Origin of the sequence: Alteromonas sp. KUL106, assembly GCF_009811415.1 — a bacterium.
GTDB lineage: Bacteria > Pseudomonadota > Gammaproteobacteria > Enterobacterales > Alteromonadaceae > Alteromonas.
Window position 1 is genome coordinate 22,477 of record NZ_BLIG01000004.1, and the last position, 24,671, is coordinate 47,147.

25 protein-coding genes are annotated in these 24,671 nt (G+C 44.9%); 16 read left to right on the forward strand and 9 right to left on the reverse strand.

All coding sequences use genetic code 11. The features are described from left to right. The first annotated feature begins 121 nt into the window (after window positions 1-121). From GVO63_RS02075 to GVO63_RS02120, 10 genes are all read left to right on the forward strand, one after another. On the forward strand, window positions 122-535 hold the full coding sequence (locus tag GVO63_RS02075) for a hypothetical protein (protein ID WP_159577953.1): 414 nt from the start codon (window positions 122-124) through the stop codon (window positions 533-535). 205 nt (window positions 536-740) lie between these two features. Further along, window positions 741-1,328, forward strand: a complete 588-nt coding sequence (locus tag GVO63_RS02080) for a DUF2726 domain-containing protein (protein WP_159494163.1) — start codon at window positions 741-743, stop codon at window positions 1,326-1,328. Window positions 1,329-1,474: 146 nt separating this feature from the next. Next, window positions 1,475-2,176, forward strand: coding sequence for a 5'-methylthioadenosine/adenosylhomocysteine nucleosidase (locus GVO63_RS02085; protein ID WP_159577954.1), 702 nt, complete (start codon window positions 1,475-1,477; stop codon window positions 2,174-2,176). A gap of 1 nt (window position 2,177) precedes the next feature. Further along, complete coding sequence (locus tag GVO63_RS02090) at window positions 2,178-3,122, forward strand: cobalamin biosynthesis protein (protein ID WP_159577955.1); 945 nt, start codon at window positions 2,178-2,180, stop codon at window positions 3,120-3,122. Window positions 3,123-3,152: 30 nt separating this feature from the next. After that, window positions 3,153-4,019: a cobalamin-binding protein gene (locus GVO63_RS02095; protein ID WP_159577956.1), complete on the forward strand. Its 867-nt coding sequence runs from the start codon at window positions 3,153-3,155 to the stop codon at window positions 4,017-4,019. Between the two features lie 58 nt (window positions 4,020-4,077). Continuing rightward, window positions 4,078-4,482, forward strand: a complete 405-nt coding sequence (locus GVO63_RS02100) for a rhodanese-like domain-containing protein (RefSeq protein ID WP_159494159.1) — start codon at window positions 4,078-4,080, stop codon at window positions 4,480-4,482. 159 nt (window positions 4,483-4,641) lie between these two features. Beyond that, window positions 4,642-5,043, forward strand: a complete 402-nt coding sequence (locus tag GVO63_RS02105; protein WP_159494158.1) for a DUF2721 domain-containing protein — start codon at window positions 4,642-4,644, stop codon at window positions 5,041-5,043. Next, window positions 5,040-5,639: a GNAT family N-acetyltransferase gene (locus GVO63_RS02110; protein WP_159494157.1), complete on the forward strand. Its 600-nt coding sequence runs from the start codon at window positions 5,040-5,042 to the stop codon at window positions 5,637-5,639. The genes GVO63_RS02105 and GVO63_RS02110 overlap by 4 nt, the downstream gene beginning before the upstream one ends. Window positions 5,640-5,672: 33 nt before the next feature. Continuing rightward, entirely contained in the window at window positions 5,673-7,019 is a 1,347-nt protein-coding gene (locus tag GVO63_RS02115; protein ID WP_159577957.1) for an FAD-dependent oxidoreductase, read from the forward strand. Window positions 7,020-7,120: 101 nt separating this feature from the next. Beyond that, window positions 7,121-7,474: a DUF1428 domain-containing protein gene (locus tag GVO63_RS02120; protein WP_159494152.1), complete on the forward strand. Its 354-nt coding sequence runs from the start codon at window positions 7,121-7,123 to the stop codon at window positions 7,472-7,474. Between the two features lie 20 nt (window positions 7,475-7,494). Here GVO63_RS02120 and GVO63_RS02125 read toward each other — a convergent pair whose 3' ends face one another. The 4 genes from GVO63_RS02125 to tyrS form a co-directional block, all read right to left on the reverse strand. Further along, on the reverse strand, window positions 7,495-8,163 hold the full coding sequence (locus GVO63_RS02125) for a hypothetical protein (protein WP_236552034.1): 669 nt from the start codon (window positions 8,161-8,163) through the stop codon (window positions 7,495-7,497). Then, complete coding sequence (locus tag GVO63_RS02130; protein WP_159494151.1) at window positions 8,160-8,687, reverse strand: RNA polymerase sigma factor; 528 nt, start codon at window positions 8,685-8,687, stop codon at window positions 8,160-8,162. The genes GVO63_RS02125 and GVO63_RS02130 overlap by 4 nt, the downstream gene beginning before the upstream one ends. Before the next feature lie 68 nt (window positions 8,688-8,755). Continuing rightward, a complete protein-coding gene (locus GVO63_RS02135) occupies window positions 8,756-9,463 on the reverse strand; it encodes a hypothetical protein (protein WP_159577958.1) in 708 nt (235 codons plus the stop codon). Between the two features lie 374 nt (window positions 9,464-9,837). Continuing rightward, on the reverse strand, window positions 9,838-11,037 hold the full coding sequence (gene tyrS, locus GVO63_RS02140) for a tyrosine--tRNA ligase (protein WP_159577959.1): 1,200 nt from the start codon (window positions 11,035-11,037) through the stop codon (window positions 9,838-9,840). Between the two features lie 303 nt (window positions 11,038-11,340). On the opposite strand from tyrS, the gene GVO63_RS02145 reads away from it, so the two are divergent. Then, window positions 11,341-12,666 carry an OapA family protein gene (locus tag GVO63_RS02145; RefSeq protein WP_159494148.1) on the forward strand — a complete coding sequence of 442 codons (1,326 nt, stop codon included), beginning with the start codon at window positions 11,341-11,343 and terminating at the stop codon, window positions 12,664-12,666. 7 nt (window positions 12,667-12,673) lie between these two features. Next, window positions 12,674-13,876: an anhydro-N-acetylmuramic acid kinase gene (locus GVO63_RS02150; RefSeq protein ID WP_159577960.1), complete on the forward strand. Its 1,203-nt coding sequence runs from the start codon at window positions 12,674-12,676 to the stop codon at window positions 13,874-13,876. Between the two features lie 118 nt (window positions 13,877-13,994). Here GVO63_RS02150 and fucP read toward each other — a convergent pair whose 3' ends face one another. Next, a complete protein-coding gene (gene fucP / locus GVO63_RS02155) occupies window positions 13,995-15,332 on the reverse strand; it encodes an L-fucose:H+ symporter permease (protein WP_159577961.1) in 1,338 nt (445 codons plus the stop codon). Window positions 15,333-15,842: 510 nt separating this feature from the next. Here fucP and GVO63_RS02160 point away from each other — a divergent pair. Beyond that, window positions 15,843-17,159, forward strand: a complete 1,317-nt coding sequence (locus GVO63_RS02160; protein ID WP_159577968.1) for a carbohydrate porin — start codon at window positions 15,843-15,845, stop codon at window positions 17,157-17,159. Window positions 17,160-17,413: 254 nt separating this feature from the next. Beyond that, complete coding sequence (locus GVO63_RS02165; RefSeq protein WP_159577962.1) at window positions 17,414-18,535, forward strand: alkene reductase; 1,122 nt, start codon at window positions 17,414-17,416, stop codon at window positions 18,533-18,535. A gap of 183 nt (window positions 18,536-18,718) precedes the next feature. On the opposite strand, the gene GVO63_RS02170 is transcribed toward GVO63_RS02165, so the two are convergent. After that, window positions 18,719-19,165, reverse strand: a complete 447-nt coding sequence (locus GVO63_RS02170) for an SRPBCC domain-containing protein (protein WP_159577963.1) — start codon at window positions 19,163-19,165, stop codon at window positions 18,719-18,721. Between the two features lie 160 nt (window positions 19,166-19,325). Then, window positions 19,326-21,143 carry a PLP-dependent aspartate aminotransferase family protein gene (locus tag GVO63_RS02175; protein ID WP_159577964.1) on the reverse strand — a complete coding sequence of 606 codons (1,818 nt, stop codon included), beginning with the start codon at window positions 21,141-21,143 and terminating at the stop codon, window positions 19,326-19,328. A gap of 191 nt (window positions 21,144-21,334) precedes the next feature. On the opposite strand from GVO63_RS02175, the gene GVO63_RS02180 reads away from it, so the two are divergent. Next, window positions 21,335-22,306 (forward strand): D-2-hydroxyacid dehydrogenase, encoded by a 972-nt coding sequence (locus tag GVO63_RS02180; protein WP_159577965.1) that lies wholly within the window; start codon window positions 21,335-21,337, stop codon window positions 22,304-22,306. A gap of 42 nt (window positions 22,307-22,348) precedes the next feature. Here the strand turns inward: GVO63_RS02180 and GVO63_RS02185 are convergent, their stop codons facing one another. Together GVO63_RS02185 and erpA are read right to left on the reverse strand one after the other, a co-directional pair. Beyond that, a complete protein-coding gene (locus GVO63_RS02185; RefSeq protein ID WP_159494141.1) occupies window positions 22,349-22,921 on the reverse strand; it encodes a glutathione S-transferase family protein in 573 nt (190 codons plus the stop codon). A gap of 219 nt (window positions 22,922-23,140) precedes the next feature. Further along, a complete protein-coding gene (erpA, locus tag GVO63_RS02190; protein ID WP_105929654.1) occupies window positions 23,141-23,485 on the reverse strand; it encodes an iron-sulfur cluster insertion protein ErpA in 345 nt (114 codons plus the stop codon). A 240-nt stretch (window positions 23,486-23,725) separates the two neighbouring features. Here erpA and GVO63_RS02195 point away from each other — a divergent pair, with 240 nt between their 5' ends. Beyond that, window positions 23,726-24,559, forward strand: a complete 834-nt coding sequence (locus tag GVO63_RS02195) for a polyphosphate kinase 2 family protein (RefSeq protein ID WP_159577966.1) — start codon at window positions 23,726-23,728, stop codon at window positions 24,557-24,559. Window positions 24,560-24,671: the final 112 nt, after the last annotated feature.

The window sequence follows — 24,671 nt, forward strand, 5'->3', positions numbered from 1 at the left end:
GGCTTTATACGAAAAACGTTGATGGCATACGTTAATAGACCAAGGTTTAGTTGATGTACGAAGACAACGGTTCTAGTATTCGTAAGTCAAATAAAAAACGGAATTGATCACGAGCCTATTTATGAAGAACTTATACGTCAAAAGACGCGCCATGTATCTGACCCTATTATTAGGCACAAGTGGCTTATCTTATGCTGATACCGTTTCAGTTGAGGCTGCTTCAAATGGCAAGCTCACTGATAAACCCAGCATCGTATCTTGTCCTTCAGAGTTTCAGCAGGTGAAAATTTCTCACGATGCTCGTCAATGCCAAGCATTTGACGAACCTTTGACTGCGGTCATGGTGTATCATTCACCTGCTGCTCCTGAGGCTATGGTCGAGCTTTATCAAACAGCACATCCCGTGTTAAAAGCCCACTCTCCAATAAATGGTCGTACGCTACTTTCCTCTAAAGACAAAGCCATCAGAGTGATCGTGAGCCCTGATAAGACAGGTTCTCAAGTCGATATTTTGGTCACATCCAACGATAAATAACCCCTACTCGTAAAACGTACTCATGTTGGCATCTAGCTTGCAAAATCATTAATAACAACACTGTGACAACACCTGGCGTCATTTTTCTGACACCAGCGATGCTAGAAATAGCGAACTAGTTTTCTCTGCATATCTGCATAAACTAAACCGCTAAAGATAGCTCAACAGTCATGGACTCTTATTTTTGATATTTGCGAGGGTTACGATGGAATTGGCGATTATTCTAATGATGTTACTTATTGTCGTTGCGCTAGGTGCCATAAAATTGTCAGATGGCGGCGTCGCTTTTCCTTTTAGACGGAAGCCACAGTTATTTACACCTGTGGAGCATACTTTCTTGAATCTGATTGAGCAGGCGGTGGGAAAAGAATTTAGAATTGTGTGCCGCGTGCGTCTCAACGACCTAATTGCTATTCGCCAATCAGCCAACAAAAAAACGGCAAGTCAAGCTTTGAGCAGAGCATCTGCCCGTCAGCTCGATTTCGTTCTAGTAAATAAACACGACATGAGCCCGGTCATGGCTATCGATCTTGTCCACAGCCAGGGTAAAGAAGGGTATAAAACCCAAAAGGATTGGTTTGTCACAGGGGCGCTAGACGCAGCGGGACTTCCCCACGCTAGAATTAAAGTGAAATCAGGCTATACCGTTGACGATATTCGCGAATGTTTGGAAAGCAAGCTCATCCCATATCGTCGTCTACAGCAGAAAATGGCCCAATTACCAACGCACAACCCTGAACCGACGAAGCGTCCAACTCGCCCGATTCGTTCAAGCCGACCAGCTGCCGCATAGTCTTACGCGTTTTACTTCCCCTTGCCTTTGTTACACTGCTATTTTCTTACTCTCAAATAGCGGTAACAGAGGCATTTTTCTATCAGTTTTTATTATTTCCTTATACAATTAGCCCGTTAAATTCCCTCAACACCGTCGGTATAGTTATGAAAAAAATTGGTATTTTAGGTGCAATGGACGAAGAAGTTGCGCTTCTCAAAGCGTCACTTTGCGATGTAAACGAAACCCAGTGGAATCACCTTACATTTTATGAAGGCACACTTAACGGTATGGACGTGGTGTTGGTGAAATGTGGTATTGGTAAAGTTGCAGCCGCCCTTGCTACCACTGTGCTTATTGAACAGTATGCACCTGATGCAGTAGTCAATACCGGATCAGCAGGTGGTTTTGATCAGTCACTCAATATTGGCGATTTGGTTATTGCGAGCCATGTCATCCATCATGATGCAGACCTTACTCACTTTGGTTATAAGCTAGGCCAGTGTGCGGGTATGCCTGAAGATTTTCGTTGTGATACCACGCTAATTGAAGCGGCCCACGCTGCGGCGGCGACAATCACGTCACTTCAATCAACAACCGGCCTTATTTGCACTGGCGATGCATTTATTGGCAGCGATGAAGCTGTCGCAGAACTACGTGAAAAGTTCCCAGATATGAAAGCGGTTGAAATGGAAGGCGCCGCCATTGGCCAAACCTGCCACATGCTCAGCACACCATTTCTTGTCATTCGCTCACTATCTGATATTGCAGGGAAGACGTCCTCTGTCAGCTTTAAAGAGTATCTAGACACTGCGGCCAAGAACTCAGCACAGCTTGTTATGGCGATGATCAAAGACCTCGCAAAGTAAGATGACAAAGATACTTAGCGACCCGCAGTATCAGTCGCTATTGGTACTTTGGTTGGCCATTGCTGTCGACGTATTATGGCGCTGGCCCCAAAGTACTCATCCACTCACACTCATGCGCTACCTTGTTCAACAGATGGGGCGTAAAGTCGTTCCGTCTCGTGACTATGGGCCAAGTCAGCACTACATTTCAGGTTCACTTGCCGCACTGGTCCTGCTTGCCCCGCTCGTTATCTGTATTGCCATTTTGGTCTATATGGCGCAGTACCCTATTTTCTTTGAAGCCCTCATTCTTATTGCACTGCTAGATTTTGGCTATCAGCGTCAGCAATACAAAAAAGTGCTAGCAAGTGTGGGGAGAAATAAAAAGTCCCTTGCAAGAGAGATGGTGAAAACAATGACGGCAAGGCAATGTGATTCACTGTCAGATATTGGCATTGCCAAAGCCGCTATAGAATCGCTGTGGCTGAAGTTTTTGTATTTATATTGCGGGGTTATTTTCTATTACGTGGTTACAGGCCCTATAGGTGCGCTTATTTATCGTTTACTGTTACTTACGTCGTGGCAATGGCATTACCGCACGCCACGTATGGTTTATTTTGCACGGCCTGTGAGAAAGCTCGTTTATATTCTGACTTTTCCACCTGCATTGCTTGGAGGATTGATAACCCTTCTTATCAGTCACCCTATTAAGGGCTTTACTGCCATAAAACGTTCTCCATTGAAGGATAAAACATCACTATTGCTCGCGCTATTGGGCGGCGTGCTCGACATAAAGCTTGGCGGGCCCGCTATCTACGCGAACAAAAAGTATCGCTATCCCCGGGTTGGGGGCGAACATAATGTAAAATACTCAAACATGATTGCAGCCAAATCTACAATTTCTTACGCAATGGTAGCCATAGCATCCTTAGCATCGCTCGCCTTGTTGATGGCAGCTCCTGTTTAGTTTCCGACCATGAATGGACGATAAAAATTAATGTTTAGGAATAAATCGCGTTTTTACGTTATTTCCCTGTTGTTGTTAGCATCGCTGGTCAGTGCGGGCTTACATGCCGAGAAAGCAATCACTGCCAAGGGTGATGAGACAAAACTAATATCTATCTCTTCTTTGAAAATTGTTAGCTTAGCCCCTCATTTAACTGAATGGGCCTTTAGTTTAGGGCTCGGTGACAACCTGGTGGGCGTAAGCGATTACAGTGACTTTCCAGAGAAAGCTAAAACGATACGTCGCGTCGCTGATTTTCAGGGAGCCGATATCGCTGCAATTGTTGCCCTTGAGCCAGATTTGGTCCTTGCTTGGGATGGAGGTAACAAACCGCAAGATATTCAAAAACTTACCTCTATGGGAATTGCCGTTTTTACAAGTAAAGTCGAAGAAGTGGAAGATATCGCGCGAGAATTAAACAAACTTGGCAAACTGACTGGAACAAGTGAACGCGCCACCGCGTTAACGGGTTGGTTTATTGAAGAGCTCAACGACCTTAAAACAACATACGCCAGTGCCCAACCTACACAAGTATTCTACTATTCGTGGACATCGCCGCTTATGTCTATTGGCCCCAACGCATGGCCAAATAAATTGCTAAATGTATGCGGCGCGCAAACGGTTTTTCACGATAGTCCTGTCGACTATCCACAAGTATCTTTGAAAGATGTCTTAATGCGACAACCTCAAGCACTGGTTGCCGCATCAAAAAATACGCATCAAGACCTTGAAGTCTTTTGGGATACGCATAGACATTTCTTGGATGCGCCTTTGCTGGTTGTCAATCCTGACGTAACGAGTCGCTTTTCGCTGCGTTTACTTAATGAACTAAAATCGCTGTGCGAAGGTATAAACTAATACGCATAAGCGTTATACTTAAGTCTAAAATTGGAATGAAGGTGAGAGTTTCTCTAGCATGCGAATAGCGGTTGCAGGTTTTCTAGTGATTGTCAGTATTGCACTTTTTGTGTCGCTTCAGTGCACGGCAAAGGCGACCTCACAAGCCTCTGTAGCGGCGTCACCTTATCTCATTGAACGCGTCGCCAATAAAGATTGGCTGCTTATTGACGTGCGTTCTCCTCAAGAGTTTGCAGAAGGCCATATTCCAGGCGCGGTCAATATGCCTCACGAGAATATTAACGACTATCTTAGTGAGTTAGAAGGTCACAAAAATAAGCCAATCATTATTTATTGCCGCTCAGGCCGAAGAGCAAAGCTTGCTATGAAAGTGCTCGAAGACCTCGATTTTTCTGAAGTAATGCACTTGGAAGGTGATATGTTAGGCTGGAGTGCTGCAGGCATGACAGTCGATAGAATGTAGATTCATCGGGCCTAGAGTACCGAGTCAGCCAGGTTATTCAATGACTTTTTTATCACTGCTTCATGCTCTCTAAAGCGCTTGCCACCAACTACGCCACGCGCTGTGTCTAAATAATAGCGTGTGATACACTCACTGTATTCATCGATTGTATAAACCCTTATGAAAATAGATATCGCTACCCCAGCTATGTTGTTTCCAGCAATTTCATTGTTGCTATTGGCCTATACCAATCGCTTTTTAACGCTCGCAACGATAATTAGAAATTTTTCAAAAGAAGAGCGCGATGACAATACCCAAGCTCAAATTAAAAACCTGCGTTTGCGTATTCAACTTATAAAACGTATGCAAATAGCGGGCGTAGGCAGTTTCTTTCTTTGTGTTGTTTCGATGCTCGCCATTTATCTCACATACCAGCAAGTAGGTAATTGGGTCTTCGCGGCGAGCCTGGTTTCACTGCTTTACTCACTGTGGATGTCAGTAAGAGAAATACTCATCTCGGTCGAGGCGTTGGATGTTCATTTGGACGGAATAAAGCATACGCCAAGTAGAGAGAAATCATGAAGTCTCGCGACACGCACCAATCAGTAATGGCGCGATTTGATATTAACTACGCACCACTCGCGCCCGAACATTTTGCTGGTGTCATTGCACTTGGGAACAAGGTGCATGGCGACAATTACCTCACCAACGCGCTGCTATCCGATTATTATACAAAAAGCTTTGTAGACGATATCAACGCAAGCTGGATAGCGCTTAATCAAAATAGCGTGGTTGGCTTTCGACTGACGTTTGCTCACAAACAATGGCAAACCGATGAATGGTGTACCCCGTCATTATGGCCAGCAACAGCAGAGAATATATGCTACTTCAAGTGCAACACCGTTGACCCAGCTATGCAAGGTCAAGGCATTGGAAGTCATTTACTGCGTAAGTCGATTGACGCTGCAAAGTTACAAGGCGCTGATGCGGGGTTAGCGCACATCTGGCTGGCCAGTCCTGGCAATAGTGCATTTAAGTACTTCACGAAAAACGGGGGCCAACTAATTAAAAAGCACGCTAATAAGTGGCGCTATGCGTCTATTTACGAAGGCTATGATTGCCCTGTTTGCGCAGAATATTGCGAATGTGAAGGTGCTGAGATGCTTCTCGAATTTTAGGCCTTAATGACGGCTTTATAATATTTATAACTTATGGCATACGACCCTCTCATTTCTCACGGTGTTTCCCCCTCTCTTCCTACTGCAAAAAGCTATTGGCAAGCCACGCATAAACCTGTGATGCTGCCGCCATTAAGTAAAAAGATGAGTTCGGATTATGTCATTATTGGAGGGGGGTATACCGGGCTGTCTGCTGCTATAACGCTCGCTGAAGCTGGTCAACACGTCACACTGCTTGATGCAAATTCACTGGGTTTTGGCTGCGCTGGGCGCAACGGCGGCTTTATTCTCTCTGGAAGCGGACGCCTGTCCTTAAGCGCAATAGAAGATAAGTGGGGTCATGCCATCGCTAAGGGAATGCAGGGTGAATTCGAGGGGGCGGTCAATCTGCTAAAGCAGCGTATTACAGATTTTGCTATGCACGTTGACTTAGTGGAAGGCCCCTATCTAAAACTCGCTCACACCCCAAAGCAAGCCGACATGCTATGTGCCAGTGCAAAACACCTAGCGTCACGGTTCAACGTACCAAGCACCCCACTTAGTCAAAAAAATATCACCACGCGCTTCGGTATCAAAGGGGCTTACGGTGGCGTCGAGCTCAAAGGTGCATGCTTGAACCCATTAAAATTAGTCAGTGAATATGCAAGAATTGCCAAAGAACGTGGAGCAGCCCTATTCTACGACTCTCCTGCAGTTGATATTGAAAAACACAAAAAAGGCTATGTTGTCACGACCCCAAGCGGATCAGTTTCGGCCAAACATATGCTCATTGCCACTAATGCGTATACGCCTAAACGCTTTCATAAAAGTGTAGATAATAAGCAATTCCCTGTTCAGTCGAGCATTTTTGTCACCGCACCATTGAGTAACGAACAGCGCACAGCGTCGGGCCTAACGGCACCGATGAGCTTTATGGATACCCGAATGATGAAGTACTACTACCGAGTATTACCTGATGGTCGATTATTATTTGGCGGTCGTGGCGCCGTAACAGGTAAAGATTCTGATAATGCTTCACAGAAACAGCGATTATATCGCGCTATGGTGAAAAGTTTTCCAGCACTTAGCGGTATTGCTATGGATTATTTCTGGAGCGGTTGGGTAAGTGTATCGCTAGACAGCATGCCGCGCATTTTCGTCGACAATATGATGACTGGAAACAACGCCAGCCAGACTGGTTATGCTATGGGGTATTGCGGCTCCGGCGTTTCTTTCGCCGCGTTTGCCGGACATCGACTCGCTCAGCAAATGATGGGGAATGGTGACGTCGACCTCTCTCTTCCACTTTATCGTTCGCCACTGAAAACGTATCCGTTTGCGAAAGCAAGAAGGCTCGCATTGCGTGGCTTGTACCAGTGGGCAAAAGTCGCAGAGCGTTAGCCCCGTTTATCAATTAGGGCAAAGCGGATTGGTATTAAGCTGTTGCATGCTGACTATAATTTAAGCTACTTTATACTTCTACTCTTTGACGGAGCCATCTCATGTCATATATCGATGCCTTTGCTGTAGCTGTTCCCACTGAAAATAAAGCGTTGTACATTGAGCACGCCAAACTCGCCGGCGACATTTTTAAAGAGTATGGAGCGACTAAAATACTCGAAGCTTGGGGGGACGACGTGCCCGATGGCGAAGTCACGTCTTTTCCTCTCGCCGTCAAAGCTAAAGAAAATGAAACCGTGGTGTTCTCCATTGCATTTTGGCCTTCAAAAGAAGTACGCGATACGGCGTGGCAAAAAGTAATGGAAGATCCTAGGATGAATAACAGCGAAAACCCCATGCCGTTCGACGGTAAGCGTCTGATTTATGGGGGCTTCGTACCTATGCTGGAATTGTAAACCTCAAGCTAAAGGTTCTGCTATTTCATATCGTCTATTTTCGTCAGCGCTAATGGCAAATCGTCGGCTAGTTTTTTGTATCGACGGTAAACGATAAACACAATCACGCTGTTTACCAGTAACTGTGTCGACCACAGCATATAGGCGTTGTACATCAATACGTTGAAAACCGCTAGCGCCAGCAACCCGCACCACAAGGCTAGACATCCATAAAAGCTAATTTTCCAATAGTGTAATTGCTGCTTTAGCTGGTTTTGTTTAAACGAAAGCATCGATTGCACATCTAGTGTCTGGACTTTCCACTGCCTTTGTCTTACTAGGTATCCCCACACCCCAAACGTAACTGGGATGGGCGTAAGCACCAAGAAGAGTAAAAATTGGTAGGTAGAGAGTGGCTCAAACAACACCAGCGTTAAACACCATACTGAAACCGCGAGCCCAAGTACTAAATCGACGGCGCCTTTTAGCTTTAATTTGAATCTCGCGTTCTTGGTATCTTTAATCAATACATCTGTATCCACTGAGGGAGTTGCATCTTTATATGCACTCTGCCATTGGGCTAATTGCTTATCTAATTCATTCATATTGAAATTATTATCGTTCACGTCAGATGTGTTGTCGCTCAAGGCTGATTTATTGTCGCTCATGGCTGATTTATTGCCGCTCATGGCTGACTCACTGTCGCTCATGGCTTTTGCTCCATTATCTGTGTCAATTGCTGGCGAGCGCGACTTGCACGTTTAGCGACAGCGCTCTCATTTATACCTAACATGTTGGCTATTTCTAGCTGACTGAACCCCTCTAACATCAGAGCCAGTACTTGTCTGTACTTTATTTCTAGCTGGCGTAAACCTGTCATGAGATCCATCGCATTCTCTTGTAATATCGCTTCCCGAGATGAGCTAGCGCTTATCGTATGAGAGCTATCAAATTCTCCGTCATGGGCAAACTCTTGACGTCTCTGCTCTTTAATCACGTGATCCACCGCCTTGTTGTGCGCAACTTTTGCCACGAACGTTTTCACACTCGCCTCACCTCGAAAACCACGTTCTCGACTCTCTGATGTGCCGTCAAATGCGCGCCACACAGCTAATGACATCTCTTGTATAAGCTCGTCTTGAAGTGACTTATTAGCTTCGAACGTAGCTGCAATACGCGCCATAAGCGGCGCGTATTCACTAAGCAGTTTTTCTATTTGAATGGTGTCTTTCACTGCATTTCCATTTTTATTCTTTTTAATTCCACGCTTTAAACGAGCAGTTTAGGTACGCTCTTTGTTGGTTATCGAAACAATCTCTGATAAGCAACGAAGCATGCGCATGAGACAATAGGGCCAAGCACTAATCCCGACAAAGCAAAGGTATAGGGTGCAAGTGCAACACTTAAGAAAATCATGACACCTATTACTAACATAGGCTTATAAGCGTCTATTACGGCAACAATGCTGTGTTTAAAAGACGCTACGATAGAACGATTCTGCAAAATAATTAGCATAGGTACAAATAGAAGTAATAGGTTTATTGGTGACGCTGAGCCCATCATAAGTCCAACTTTCCACGCAGGCACGTCTACTATAGTACCGCTAGCTAACGCCGCCATCGACTGCGCCCCCATTAACATATCGCCAATTTGAAATTGAATCCACGCTATAACGGGCCCGGTTAAACTCCACAGTGCGATATTCGCCCATGAACGCATCTTCCCTCCCCATAAGCTTACCTTTCCTTTCACTGCTAAATTAGCGATAGCCAACCACATGATGGTCGCTAAAAGCGGGCTCACCCATTTAGATATCCCTAAACCAACAGGGCCGGCCAACGCCTGAATAAGGCCAGCAGTGAGTAACGTCAAAAATGAAAGTCCTAATAATTTAAAAGGTGCCTTTGCAAAGAGCTGCCAGCCCTCTTTCAGCCATGTTAGCGCTTCTTTTGCCGGAAGGCTCTTGTTTGCTTGTTGATGTATTGCGCGAGTTGAAGTTACGGTTGTCATCACATTATCCTTTTGCATTGCGTAAACGTTAGTATTGAGTGTCACTGTTGTTTCGTTCCAGACTGAAACGCGTGATTTGCTCGTCGTACAGTCGGGTTTATTGTTTAACTTTTCCCCTATAGACGATAGCGATGACAAAAACCTGACAAACTTTTTCAAAAAAAAGTAAGAAAAATAAAAAAAATTTTAGCGACAATTACTTATAAACGTAAAATCCAATATCCCCACTGTTTAATTTGGCTTGAAGCTCAACTTCGTATGAGTAATTAGGGCCTTCTAAAAAAATAATCGCCCTACTTTCCTCTAGTACTTATGTTTCTGGCAAAAAAAAGCCCGCTTAACTAAGCGGGCTTTCAAAAACTATCAGAAAAACATTAGGCTAGCGTAATACGCGCAAACTTGCGTTTACCCACCTGATACACGTTTTCACCTTTTTCGGTAATCACTAGACGGGTATCTTCCACTTTATCGCCGTTAATTTTAACTGCGCCTTGCTTAATCATGCGCATAGCATCTGAAGTCGAACCTACAAGGTTAGCTTCTTTCAACAAATTACCAATGGCAATACCCTCATCGCTCAACGCAATTTCAAGCTCAGGCATGTCGTCAGGAATAGCATTTTTCTGGAAACGTTGAATAAAGTCCTGATGCGCGCCTTCTGCCGCTGCATCGTCATGGAAGCGTGCAATAATTTCTTTCGCCAGCATGATTTTGATATCACGTGGGTTTTCACCGTTAGCGACGCGGGTTTTAAGCTCTGCAATCTCTTCTATCGGACGGAAGCTTAACAAGTCATAGTAACGCCACATCAAATCATCAGAAATAGACATTACTTTACCGAACATGTCGTTTGGTGCGTCTGTAATTCCAATGTAGTTATTCAAAGACTTAGACATCTTCTGAACGCCGTCTAAGCCTTCAAGCAGCGGCACCATGACGATAGATTGTTGCTTTTGGCCTTGCTCTTTCTGAAGCTCACGACCCATAAGTAAGTTAAAGCGCTGATCGGTTCCCCCCAATTCAACGTCAGATTCAAGAGCCACCGAATCCCAACCTTGCACCAACGGGTACAGGAACTCATGAATAGCGATAGGTTGGCCATTGTTATAACGTTTTTTAAAGTCATCCCGCTCTAACATACGCGCAACAGTCTGACTTGCCGCAAGTTTGATCATGCCAGCAGCACCAAGTTTGTCCATCCATTCTGAGTTAAAACGTATTTCTGTTTTATCTTCATCAAGGATCTTGAACACTTGTTCTTGATACGTTTTTGCGTTCTCTAATACCTGTTCTTTGCTTAAAGGCTTGCGTGTTACATTTTTACCTGTAGGATCGCCAATAAGGCCAGTAAAATCACCAATAAGAAAAACAACGTTGTGGCCTAGCTGCTGGAATGTACGCAGCTTGTTGATCAACACGGTGTGACCAAGATGCAGATCAGGCGCAGTTGGATCAAAACCCGCTTTGATGGTGAGGGTTTTGCCGGATTTTAGTTTTTCAATTAAATCCTCTTCGGGGAGTATTTCATCAACCCCCCGTTTAATCTCAGCTAGCGCTGTTTGCCAATCGTTCATTTGTACGTCACACTCTTTAAAAAAACTGTATATTCAATATTGGCGGGCATTTTACGCGTACAACGGAACCATTAAAAGGTTTGCGCGTCAAAAAACGGATTACAAACAGTCATGTTGTTAAACCCAACAGCTTTTAACGTGAAATCAGAGTACTGAATTAACGTGGGCTCAAGAGATAATCTCGACGATAAGAGCTATTGGGTGTAACAATTTGCGCTAACAATATAATGAGAAAAGTTGCATTTTTAAGCAACATATGTGAAATAGTGATGTGCACATAACACTTCTCAGGTGGGCAGTAGTATGAGAAAGAAATTAGACGCGTCAAAAGCGCTCAATTTATTTAAAAAATTACCGAAACAGCACAGAACAGGGTTAGCCATTGCTAGCCTGTTTCTGGGTGGTCTTATCCTTTTGCCAAGTGAGCCGGTAGAAGCCAGTCGTCATCAAGAGGCGCACATTTTGGATGCAGGGGTTCGTTATCCTGTAGAGCTTCACATTACCCCATCAACCACGGTGTTTTCTGGTGAAGAAGAATCTTCGTGGCAAACTTATAAAGTACGTAGCGGCGATACACTGGCGAAGCTTTTCAAGCGTGCAGGGTTTACCTCTCGTGACGTTTATAACGTCACGAAAGCGGGTGAACTAGCCAAAACACTCGTTACGTTGCTTCCTGGCGATGAGCTATCGTTTAAGACGAATAAAGACGGCAGTTTTGGTGAGTTGAAGTACAAGCTTTCTTCAACTGATACTTTGTTTGTGCGACCAGAATCGTCAGATGAGAACAGTGCGCTTACAGCCGAGATCGAGAAGCGTGATGTGGACATTCGCTATAACTTCGCACAAGGTGAAATTCACTCTAGCTTTTGGAATGCCGCAAGTGATGCAGGTTTAACGAGCAATCAAATAATGAATCTTGCCGGGATATTCGGCTGGGATATCGACTTTGCGATGGAAATTCGCTCGGGTGACACCTTTAATGTCGTGTTTGAAGAGCAATACATTGATGGCGAGTTCGTTGGTTACGGCGATATTGTTGCGGCTGAGTTTACTAACCAAGGCGAACATTTTAGCGCTATTCTTCACGAAGATGGCACTTATTATACGCCAGAAGGCCGGAGTATGCGTAAGAGCTTTTTACGTGCGCCGGTTAACTTTAGGTATGTTAGCTCCGACTTCACTAAAGCGCGTTTTCACCCTGTGCAAAAGCGCTGGAAAGCGCATCGAGGCACAGACTATGTGGCAGCCGTCGGCACACCGATTATGGCTGCGGGTGATGGCAAAGTGATTAAAGCAGGCTACGATAAATATAACGGCCATCATGTTTTTATTCAGCACGGTGAAAAATACACCACCAAATATCTTCACTTTAAGAAACGTGCGGTGAAATTGGGAGACACCGTTAAACAGGGTCAAACTGTGGGCTACCTTGGCAGTTCGGGTATGGTCACCGGCGCTCACCTGCACTATGAGTTCTTGGTAGATGGTGTTCACCGAAACCCTCGTACTGTAGAACTCCCGAAGGCCCTACCCATTGCTAAGGAAGAACGAGAACGGTTTATGGAGATAGCAGAATTACGCCAGCAGCAGCTTAATAACAACAAGCGTATTATGCTTGCTATGAAATAGTAGCGCTATGGCAAAATATATAGGCCTGATGTCAGGCACTAGCATGGACGGCGTAGACGCCGTCCTGTGCGACATCACGCAAACCTCTTTTACTACTCTCGCTGCTCATTCAACACCCTATTCTGCCGAATTACTTGCTGCGCTTAATGCGCTTTGTTGTGAAGGCCCTGATGAACTTAATAGTTTGGCAATTGCTGACAGACTGGTGGCCGAAACCTTCGCGACGGTTACATTAGAGCTGCTCGAGCAAAACAATTTATGTCCTTCAGACATTGTGGCTATTGGTTCGCATGGTCAAACCGTGCGTCACCATCCAAATGCTGATGTACTGTCAGCGCATTTTGCAAAGTCCTCCGTTCGTGGCTTCACGTGTCAAATAGGCGACCCGAATACCATTGCGGTGCGCACGGGCATTGATGTCATCGGTGATTTCAGGCGCAAAGATATTGCCTTGGGAGGGCAAGGTGCTCCCTTGGTTCCCGCTTTTCACAATGCAGTATTTGCCAGCGATGATAGACACCGTGCACTGGTTAATATTGGTGGTATTGCAAACATTTCACTGCTTGCACCTAAGCAAGATGGCGTGCCGCCCAAAGGGTTCGATACAGGGCCGGGCAACAGATTGATGGACGAATGGATAAGCCTTCATTTAAACGAAAGCTTCGATAAAAATGGCGCATGGGCCGCGTCAGGCTCCACGCATTCTGGTCTGCTTAAGCAACTTCTGCTCGACGACTACTTTAAACTTTCTGCCCCCAAAAGCACCGGCAGAGAGTATTTTAACATCGACTGGTTGAGCAACACACTGGCAGACATTTTCCCGTCTTTTGCTGGGCTGGATGGCGAAGAGTTTAGCAATAATTTAGCGCCACAAGATGTGCAAGCGACATTACTTGCTTTAACTGGCGAAACCATCGCTCAAGATATAAAACGACATTTACCCCATGAAAATAAAAATGGTGAATTAAGTGACGTCATTGTGTGCGGCGGAGGTGCATTTAATCAAGCCTTAATGACGTATTTGAGCAGTGCCTTGAACGATTATAAGGTTGTAGACAGCCACATACTCGGTATCCACCCACAACACGTCGAGGGAGCTGCGTTTGCGTGGTTTGCCCATGCGTATATGAATGATATTAAAGGGAATGTGCCTGCTGTCACGGGAGCCTCTAGGCCTGCTGTGCTTGGCGCACTATTTAAAAAAGCGTAAAAAAACGACTCATCGAAGGTCCCTACCGTTTAAGAAAATAAGAAATATAACATGCGTTATAAACAAAATAAGGGCCAACGATTTTTTCACTGGCCCTTATTAAATCTTAACAGGGGTATTATTTAGCGATACCCATATCCATTTCTTTAAGCGCTTTGGCGTCTACACGACTTTTTGTTTCAACACACCCTCTCTTGGCACGCATGTCGAAATAACCATAACCCGCTACAACGAGAAAGCATACGGCAGGGACAATATAAGAAATAACAACGCCTGCACTATCAATAAGGGCAGCTTGGAAAAGTGGCATAATCGCCCCTCCAAGAATTGCCATAACAAGGCCGGCTGCGCCAAGTTTGGTGTCCTCTCCTAAACCCTCTAGCGCGATACCGTAAATAGTGGGGAACATTAACGATAAGCATGCTGAAATCGATACTAACGCAATAACGCCGGCTAAATTAGGTGACTGCGTCATAAAAATACATAGCGCCATCGCAACTAGCGACATGATCATAAGCAGTCTTGCAGGATAAAGGTACTGCATTACCCACGTCATCACAAAACGCGAGATAAGGAATACAATCATGCTGTATTGCAATATTTCGCCACCACTCACTTCGTTACCGCCCATTGCTTTCATCGCATATTGGATGGTAAACGTCCAAACGCAGGTCTGTGCTCCAACGTTGAAGAACTGAGCCAAGACACCGAAACGGTAGTGTTTATTCGCTGCTAAACGTTTTAGCGAAGCACCTAGTTTGACGTCTTCCACACTAGACTCTACCGACTCTTGAATCGGCGCTTTAATAAGGGCTATCGCTACCCATACCAACACCAACACGCATGCCATGCCTACATAAGGCAGCATGACCGCATCGAGTTCAGCACCAATTACCGATTTAAGTTCGCCCACTGACATCGCTGCCCGCTCCTCTGCCGTGGCTTGATTTAAGTTCGGTAGAATAAGTGTCGCAGCGAGAAAAACCCCTAAGTTTGTGCCTACAGGGTTAAATGCCTGAGCCAAGTTAAGTCTGCGGGTCGCACTTTTTTCACAGCCCATAGCCATAACGTAAGGGTTGGCGGAGGTTTCAAGAATGGACAATCCACCAGCTAACACGAAAAGAGCCGCCAAGAAGAAGCCGTAGGTCATAGTTTGACTAGCAGGATAAAACAAAAAGGCTCCCGCAGCAGCACATCCCAGCCCAGTTAGCACACCTGTCTTATAAGAAAAGCGTTTGTTTATAAACGCAGCAGGAATCGCTAAGCAAAAATACGCACCATAATAGGCAAACTGAACGAGTGCAGATTGCAAAGAGGACATGGTGAATATTTTGCTAAACACTTTCACCAGAGGGTCAGTCATGTTGGCAGCGACGCCCCATGCAGCGAAGCAAATTGTTAATAATACAAAAGGAAGCAATGTGTCTTTGGAAACCAAAGGGGCGTTGTTCTTCATATAAACGGCCTCTCGCTTTTAACTTGTAAATAATTAGTTAAGCGATTTAATCATTGCGATACTCCACTGTCAATAAATCAATTTAGTTTATTTAATTATAAAAAGGTAAAAAGTTAGACTTAAGGTTAAGCAGGTTATTAACAAGTTCCAGTAACCACTTCGCTACAGCAATCCAACAAAAATCAAAAATCATTATATTTCATATATTTAATAATTGAAGATGCTAATCATTTCACCCAAGAAGACACCAGCCTTCGCCCTCAAAAACCTTCCAATATTTTAACCAAAACAAAACAAATTCAGAAAAATATTTAAATAAACAAGGTTGATTTAATAGAGATAGTTAGATAGATTCCGTTTCACACACCGCATATGTTAACGAACTGTTGCTTTCGGACCATCAACTTTGTCCATCTTTAACAATGGGTTAGCAAAAAACACGTGTGTATCGTCAGTGACAAGTAAGCAATAGTCTGGATCGACCACCTATTTTAAACTGAGAGAAAAATGATGGATAAATCTACACCGCCCGACATCTTTAAAAAGCTATCGACTCGTTCATCGGTAACGGTGGTGGCGAGTATGCTCATGTTTTCTGCTGTCTGCACAGCGTCACCAAGTACATGGCAAGACGCTTTCGATTTCCAAGCTAGCTATACTGGCGAATCAGCGACGAACGTTGAGGGCGGTGAGCGCAGAGGCACAGCGTACGCAGGACAGCTTTTTGTGGGTGGAGAGTTAGATTTAAACGCACTTCTCGACTGGGAAGACACTAAAGTTCACATCGCGATGACAAATCGACATGGCAAAAACTTAGCGGAGCATTACATCGGCAATAGCACTTCTGTGCAGGAAATATTTGGTGGGCAGAATACTCGACTTGCTCGCTTTACCATTGCTTCGACGTTTCTGGATGGAGACTTAGAGCTGGAAGGCGGCCGTACCGTGGCCAATATCAGCTTTTTAGGTTCGGAGCTATGTCAGTACTTTCAAACCAATGCAGCATGCGGCAACCCAACCTTTGTATTTAGAACCAGTAATTTTACATGGTGGCCGGTATCAAGTTGGGGCGGCCACGCTAAATATTGGCTTTCATCAACAACCTATTTCCACACGGGAGTGTATGAGGATAATACGAGCCATCAAGACCTTGGCGACCATGGATTTGATTGGGCAACGAATGAAGCCACAGGTGTAGTGGTTCCCTTCACGCTGGGTTATCAAACCACTTGGGATAACGATGAACTACCTAGGCGGTATGAAATTGGCGGTTGGTACGATGGTGCGGACTACACCGACCCTGTGTTTGATGCTGAAGGCAATTATGCAGCCCAGTCTGGTAATGACTATGCCATTAGAAACGGGCGTTCGGGTATATTCGCTCGCTTCGAGCAAACAGTAACCCGCCCCAACCCTTTGACGAAAGAAGGGCTCACCTTATTCGGTGCCGTGCTAACGGGGACATCGGGTGAATTGATTGAAGATTACTTTATAAAAGCCGGTTTTGTGCTGCGTGGCACACTTGCATCACGTCCTGATGATACGATTGGCTTCGTATATACCCGTCAACAGTACACCGACGAAGCGCTAGAGGACCAACGTATATTAAGAGCCATTAACGGTGGCGTTGGAACGCCTGCAAGCAGCCAAACTATGTTGGAGTTAAGCTATGGCTATCAATTAAATGAACACGTTCGAATTCAACCAAATGTTCATTACATTATAAACCCTGACCAGTTTGCACAGCGCGATAGAGTCAGCGCCCTTGACGATTCAATAGTATTGGGTCTTAGGTTCGACGTAAATCTTGCGGCTTTGCTTTTGTAATAATGTTTTATAAATGTTGTCACAGCATCTCGGCAGAAATGCCACTGTGCAACCTCTCCTTTAGCGCGTCGCATGACGCGCTTTTTTTAATGCCGCTTTTTTGACATTGAAAGTTACCTGCTTGACTCGTCCCAATTTGCTGATTGATCAATCCAAGTACTCTGTATTTCTGTATTCACTTTTATCCTAAATGTAAGGCGCTCGACTTACTCGTGAAGCCTTACAGCAATATCTCGTTAAATTAAGGACACCGAATGACAGATTCAGTACTTTTCAGCAAGTTTGATTGGGCAGGTAATACGCTTCAAAATCGTATGGTGTTGGCTCCCATGACGCGAGGACGCGCCGGGGCCGATCGCATCCCCAACAAAATCATGGGCGATCACTATGTGGCGCGCGCTGACGCAGGCCTTATCATCACTGAAGCAACGGCAATATCAGAGGAAGGAATTGGATGGATTGATACTCCAGGAATTTATACTGACGAAATGGTAGAAGGCTGGCGTTCCGTCGTAGACCGTGTTCATCAAGCTGGCGGAAAAATCATCTTACAGCTATGGCATACGGGGCGTGCATCACACAGTGATTTCCACAACGGTGAACTTCCTCTATCTGCCTCTGCAATAAAGATTGAGGGTGATGAAATTCATACGCCCAAAGGGAAAAAGCCTTACGAAGTGCCAAAAGCAATGACGTATGACGACATTAAGCGCACCGTTGATGACTTTAAAAAAGCGGCCATAAACGCGAAAGCGGCCGGGTTTGACGGGGTTGAGGTGCATGCTGCCAATGGCTACCTAATTAATCAATTTTTAGACAGCCGCAGCAATCAACGAAATGACAATTATGGTGGTAATTTAGAGAATCGCTATCGCTTTTTAAGCGAGGTAATGAGCGCTGTATTAAGCGTATGGTCGAACGAGTATGTTGGCGTTAGGTTATCACCTAACGGGGTATTTAACGATATGGGCGCTGATGATTACCGCGAAACCTATACCTATGTAGCTCAGCAGCTAAATAAATTAAAGATAGGCTATTTACACGTTATGGATGGCTTGGCCTTTGGATTCCACGAACGAGGTGAGGCTATGACTCTGGCTGAGTTTAGAGCACTTTATGACGGGATGCTCATCGGTAATTGTGGCTACACAAAAGAAGAAGCAGAAAAACGTTTAGCTGACGGTGACGGTGACATGATTGCCTTTGGCAGACCATGGATCACGAACCCAGACCTTCCCACTCGTTTCAAAAACAACTATCCGTTAACGTCATTTGACGACCCATCTTCGTGGTATGGTGGTGGAAAAGAAGGGTACAACGACTATGAAACTTACCGGGAAACAAGCGGAAAAGAGGCCATGACGTCCCTTACATAGGCATGAAATGAGAGGCAGAGCATTCTGCTCTGCCTGTTTACGTTCGATATCTAATACCAGTCCGCATAGATAATTACCCACTCAGCGAGAGTTAAAATGTTCGTAATCGCGGCGTGTTACCGCAGGTATAGTGGTTCTACATCAAGGTGACACAACAAAGAGTACGGATGGGCTAACGCAAGGTCAATTGAACGACTTTTTCTTAACCGATAATACCGATAATTTTTCTAAACACGACATCCAGGCGTAGTGATGCTGGTCACATTCCTGCTTATTCACAAAACCTTGCTGAATAAGCGTTAATCTAACGTTATCGTCCTCAGTTTTTTCAAAATGGATATCAACTGTTGTGATTAAAGAAGCCTCTAGATTGTCTTCCCATGCCCAAGAAAATGATAGCTGTTCATTGGCTAAGATTCTGACGTACTCTCCAGTCAGCGACATTTCAACGCCGCTAGGGTCCATCATTTTAATGCGATAACGCCCACCTTCTCTGAAGTCACTCATCACTTGAGTGACAAAACAGTCGCCTGGCGCAAACCATTCTGACAGGTACTCGGGTTCGTGAAATGCCGCAAAAATAAAGGGCAATGATGCATCTAGGGTTACATCAATTTTAAACTCATGCATAAAGCCACCTTAGCGATTTTTATAAATTAAGAGTGATAGCACGTTCACTTTTGCTACAAACAAAAAGTCCCAGGCCCGCGTAAAAAGGCCCAGGAGAAGGAGAACATCTTCAACTATTTATATCGACAACCTAATGCAACTTCTTGAGCTAAAAATCTGTCTACGCACCTTTCATTAATGAATCCATGCTAGCTTTACTGCCAAAATGCTGTGAACTTACCCGTTCGCTTACCGACAAATATAGGTTATCTATATCGGCGTTCGCCATAAACTTTTCGCAGAAACCAGGCACATGAGGCTCTATAAAATGTTTGGCGGCCAGCATGAAATGCGCTATCAACTGCTTAACGTTGTCAGTTCCCATCGCTATGCGCATTGTAGTAAGTTCAATGCCCGCCTTTTTCTGTTCCGCAGCACTAAGCTCTGAATGTGACGTCAGCGCAGGACACAAAATAATCGTGTTGTTTTGTCCAATGCTCACTTGATGGCTAAACGCAGGTTCAAGGGCATCGAAGAAGCGCACAAACACATCGCGCGGCAAGTTTGCCGGCGCCATGTCAACCGTAAATAAAGTACAGGGCCAGCCATGGGTGTGCTGTTTTTCCCGCAATCCGGCATTACTGTGCTCAGGCAGCGCGTGGCAGTTCACGCGGATTTTATCGTGAGCATTTAGAAATGCGGTAAAAACTTGCGTATTGATCACCTTAGTCATCATTCGCTGCTCAAGCGTCTTCATACCGTTTAGTACGTCAAACGCTTTTTCTGAATCTAAGAACGCACCTTTAATGTAGTACACATCCCAAAACATCGTTTCAGACCAATCAACACCATTAGCTGAACTTCCTTTTGGTTGAAACATACGGTGCCCTTCACCGATAACCACACCCGCGGTAGTTGCACCGCTACCACACAAGTCTTTGGTATAGCTATGGATCACGTAATCAGGTCGGGCTGCTTTATTTTTATGCTGTAACGGTTGATGAAGAACAGGCGTAGCCAGTGTAGAGTCCAGCATAACTAACGCATTTTGCGCATGTGCAAGCTCACAAATTCCAGGGACATCTAATACGTACCCGTGTGGATTACAAGGGGACTCTAAATACACATGCATTTTTGCACCACTACTTAGGCGAGATGCATGCTCAGCTTTGGTTTTTTCCATAAATATGGCAAAGCTTTGCGCGTCATAACCGTCAAACCATGCAATTTGGATATCCATACGGTTGCTGCGGGCGAAATAATCATGGAGCAACTGATAAACGCCACCGTAAACGTTTCTTGAAACAATCAACACATCACCATGGCTCAGCACATTTGACAAACACGCGTCGATTGCCGCCATGCCCGAATTAAAGTTCCACGCGAGGTAGTCTGCAGCATAAGGCCCTGCTTCCATATCAACGATAGCGTTGGCAAGGGAAATATTCGTGGGGTTTAACAAGCGCGAGTAAATTTGGTGGGTAAATTCTTTGCCTTGAAACGCGTCATCAACCCATTCCGTGCAGGCATACACATATGTTGCGGTTCTAACCACTACTGGCGTTGCTGAGAAAAGCGCGGTGACATTATCGAACAACGGGTAGTGGCCCTGCGAGCCATTACCACTTGATAAGCTTTGATAGGTTGCACGAAAAGGATTTTGTAGTGTGTCTAATATTTTTGCAATTTGAAAAGATAGAAACTTTTTGGCGTTGAAATACGCAACTCTGTCTTCTTTGTCGAGTTCTTGCAGCGTATTACTGGTAATGTCCCACAATTGCATTACGCTTGCTTGTGCACCGTAGAGATGATGTGCAGTACTAGCGAGAGCTCTACCATAATCGCTGGTGGCATCGATACCAAAGTGAGATAGCTGTTCATCCACCAAAGCCTGTGTGGTTTCAGCTTGGGTTGTATTTCGCTTAGGCGATAGCACTTTGGCGTGTTTCACATCAATTTGAGTTGAAAGTGAGTTTTGGTCGTTATTTTTTGACTGCATAGCGATTCCGTAATTGCGATTCCGTTGCGAATTAACATCAAGTGCAATTGACATCACACCGACTCTATTTACAAAAATGTAAAACTTAAATCACATTTTTAGAACAAGGTGCACCATTATTTTAGTTGTACCTAAAGGAAAGAAATGTTTACTTAACCCGTGTTAAGCGAACAGCTGTAAGGGCTTCAAAGATGATCAAACTGACAATATTAAGTGATGAGGCTAGTGAAATTGCCGAGGAATTACACAAAAGCATTGCAGAAAGCAACACATTAAAGGGAACGAACAATCAACCTTTGATCGCCATAGACCAAGTTACTTCTCAACCTGATGACGTTGATACCGAGAATGTATCCGTACTACTTTCCGACCCAGACTTGGCATCAATCATTATCGACAAATGCTCGGCGCTGACGTGGTGTCAATCAACGTGGGCGGGTAATGCGCCGCTTTTAAATGCAGGTAAGACAGATTATATCCTTACAGGGTTGAAAGGTGTTTTCGGCAAGCTTATGCGTGAATACGTCTTCGCTTATCTGCTTCAACACGCTAGAAATACGAAGGCCTTTGAAGAAAATCAACGGGCAACAGCGCCTAGGTGGCAAGCCTCACCTCGATTACCACTCAATGGACAAACCCTTGGTATTGTAGGGCTTGGCAGTATCGGCCAAGCCTTAATTCCAGTAGCACATGCGTTTGGTATGACAGTAATTGGTTTAACACGCAGCGGCAATCAGGTAGAGGGCGCTGAATGCGTCTATACCCCCAGCGACATTAAGGCGTTTTCTAGTGCGTGTGATCACGTCGTTAATTTAATGCCAGATACACCCACAACACAAAACTTACTCTCTGATGAATTTTTTAACGCATTGAAACCCCACAGCGTATTTATTAATGCGGGACGTGGAAGTGCAGTAGACGACGATGCGCTATTAAATGCATTAGACAGAGGAACCTTCGCTCACGCGGTGCTGGACGTTTTTCGTCATGAACCCTTACCTTCATCTCACCGCTTTTGGCGTCATCCCAACGTGACGGTAACAGCCCATACGGCAGCGGAATCTCAGCCAGGTGATATAGCACGTGTTTTCTTAGAAAACGCTGCGCGCTATTTAGAGCACTTACCCCTAAAATATCAGCTCGACTTCGCGAAGGGCTATTAATTATCCAATTGCCCTTTTTACTTTTGGTCTATGCTTTGCGCGTTAACTGCGAGGATCGGTAGACGTCACCTCGATGCGATCGTGGTGCTTTTCGTGAAACTCTAAGAGTTCTGGGAACGCCTTCATACTGTGTAACTCACGAAATAGCACCCAGTCGACCATGGTGTACAAACAAATTTCAGGGTATGTCCATCCGCTGAAGCCTCCAGCATCAAGCTGATCGACTAACGCTGAAAGCACTGCTTCAATCCGCTCATTTTGCAGCCTGAAGTACATTTTGTCCTGGCTAATATCGACGTCTGAACGCTTGAGTAGCATTAGTTGTACAAACGAATCGTTTGCCGCGTCTATCAAGGTTAATTGATTTTCTTCTTCCCACGTCAAACCCTCATGATCTAGCTTGTCAGCAAGATAATTGTAGATAATGCGAGAATCGAAAATCATTTGCCCGTCATCTTCAAGGCAAGGCACTTTCAGCGTTGGGTTTCGCGAAGCAAGTAATTCGCGGTCTTCACCTGAAAATATTTGAAGGTTTAAAAATTCATGCTCAGTAGAGAATAATACAATGCGTATACGGCGCACGTAGGGAGAAGTGGTTGAGCCATACAGTTTCATAACGCAGTCCTAAAACGTAGTCATTGAATGAACTGAGTGTAGACGGAAATGGAAGGTGATAGGAAGTGTTATAAACAAAACAACCGACAGGCATACAATATTATGCGATGTATGCCTATCGCTTTGACTGACGAAACCATGGTGGCTCAATCAGGGTCTTCGACATGTAAAACTCATCTTCAGAGCGTGGAAAAAACGTCGACGCCACAAAGGAAAGGTTTAGACGCTGAAACTTGCACCACAGCCACAGGTTGTCGTGGCATTAGGGTTTTGCACTAAAAAGCGAGAGCCTTCTAAGCCATCGACATAATCAACAACGCCACCAACAAGATATTGCAGGCTCATTGGATCAACCACCATCGTCACTGTGTCTTTTTCGATGGTCATATCACCTTCATTCACTTTTTCATCAAACGTAAAACCGTACTGAAAACCTGAACATCCACCACCTGTTACGTATACGCGTAATTTCAAATCAGGATTTTCTTCTTCCGAAACAAGGGCTTTCACTTTCGCTGCTGCAGCGTCAGAAAACTCTATCGGCAACGCCGTTTCTACAGACATACCCACCTCTAAATTAACTTCGTGCTTTCACACGTTATGCATGCCCACAATTATCTAATACTTGCGGAGAGTAAGCAATTATTGGGGCAAAACTTAACGATTCAAGGTAAGCCCGCCATCAAGGCTTCAGCAAATAACACGTTAAAATAGAAAAATTAAGCCAAGTAGTTAACACTGAGGGTATACAGAGCGTCTGCTCAACGCTCTGAACATCGGCTAACTCTACTCAAGGCGCGTTTTATGAATGAACACGATAACCCCCTGTTGCTTTCCCCTCCTCCAGTCCTTTTTGACGAATTCGGACAGTCTCGCTTTGCGGAAAAAGCAGAATACAAAGACGCGTTAATTCAACAACAAGAGCGACTTTTTCACGTTCAGCAATCCTATTACCATCAGAAAAAGCGCGCGCTGATTGTTTTTGAAGGCTGGGACGCTTCGGGTAAAGGCGGCGCAATAAGGCGCATAACCGAAAAGTTAGATCCCAGAGGCATAAGTGTCTTCCCCGCAACGAAGCCTGCCAAAGATGACCAAGACAAACATTTTCTCTATCGCTTCTGGTTACAAATACCGTCTCCGGGCACCCTTAAAATATTTGACCGATCTCATTACGGGAGAGTACTTGTTGAAAGGGTAGACAACCTTATCGATGAAAGTACGTGGGAACGGGGATTCGAAGAGATTAATGCCTTTGAAAAGACGCTCAGTGATAGTGGAGTGCGCATTATCAAACTCTTTATGCACATTTCAGCGAAAGAGCAACGAGAGCGGTTTGAGGAACGGCTTCACAATCCATTTAAACGCTGGAAGTTAACCGAAGAAGATTTACACAATCGCAAAATGAGAAAAGAGTACGTTGGGGCAATAAACGAGATGCTAGCTAGAACCCACACGCGCTTCGCGCCGTGGCATGTAATCAACGGGGAATATAAATGGCAAGCGAGAGTCAACGTGCTTGACACCATTGTAGCGAAATTAAGCGAAGGCGTTGATATTTCTCCGCCTCCACTGGACGAGCGTTTGATAGCACTGGCTTCCAAACAACTCGATGTAGACGAAGACCTAATGAGCAATTAGGTTCTTCGGTATAAAGCCACAATTTATTTTGTGGCTCCTATCTAGGGCGTGTTGATCTTTGCTGTGCACTTTTGCAGCAGTTTGTGCGCCATTTAGGCAAGGCGACTGTTTG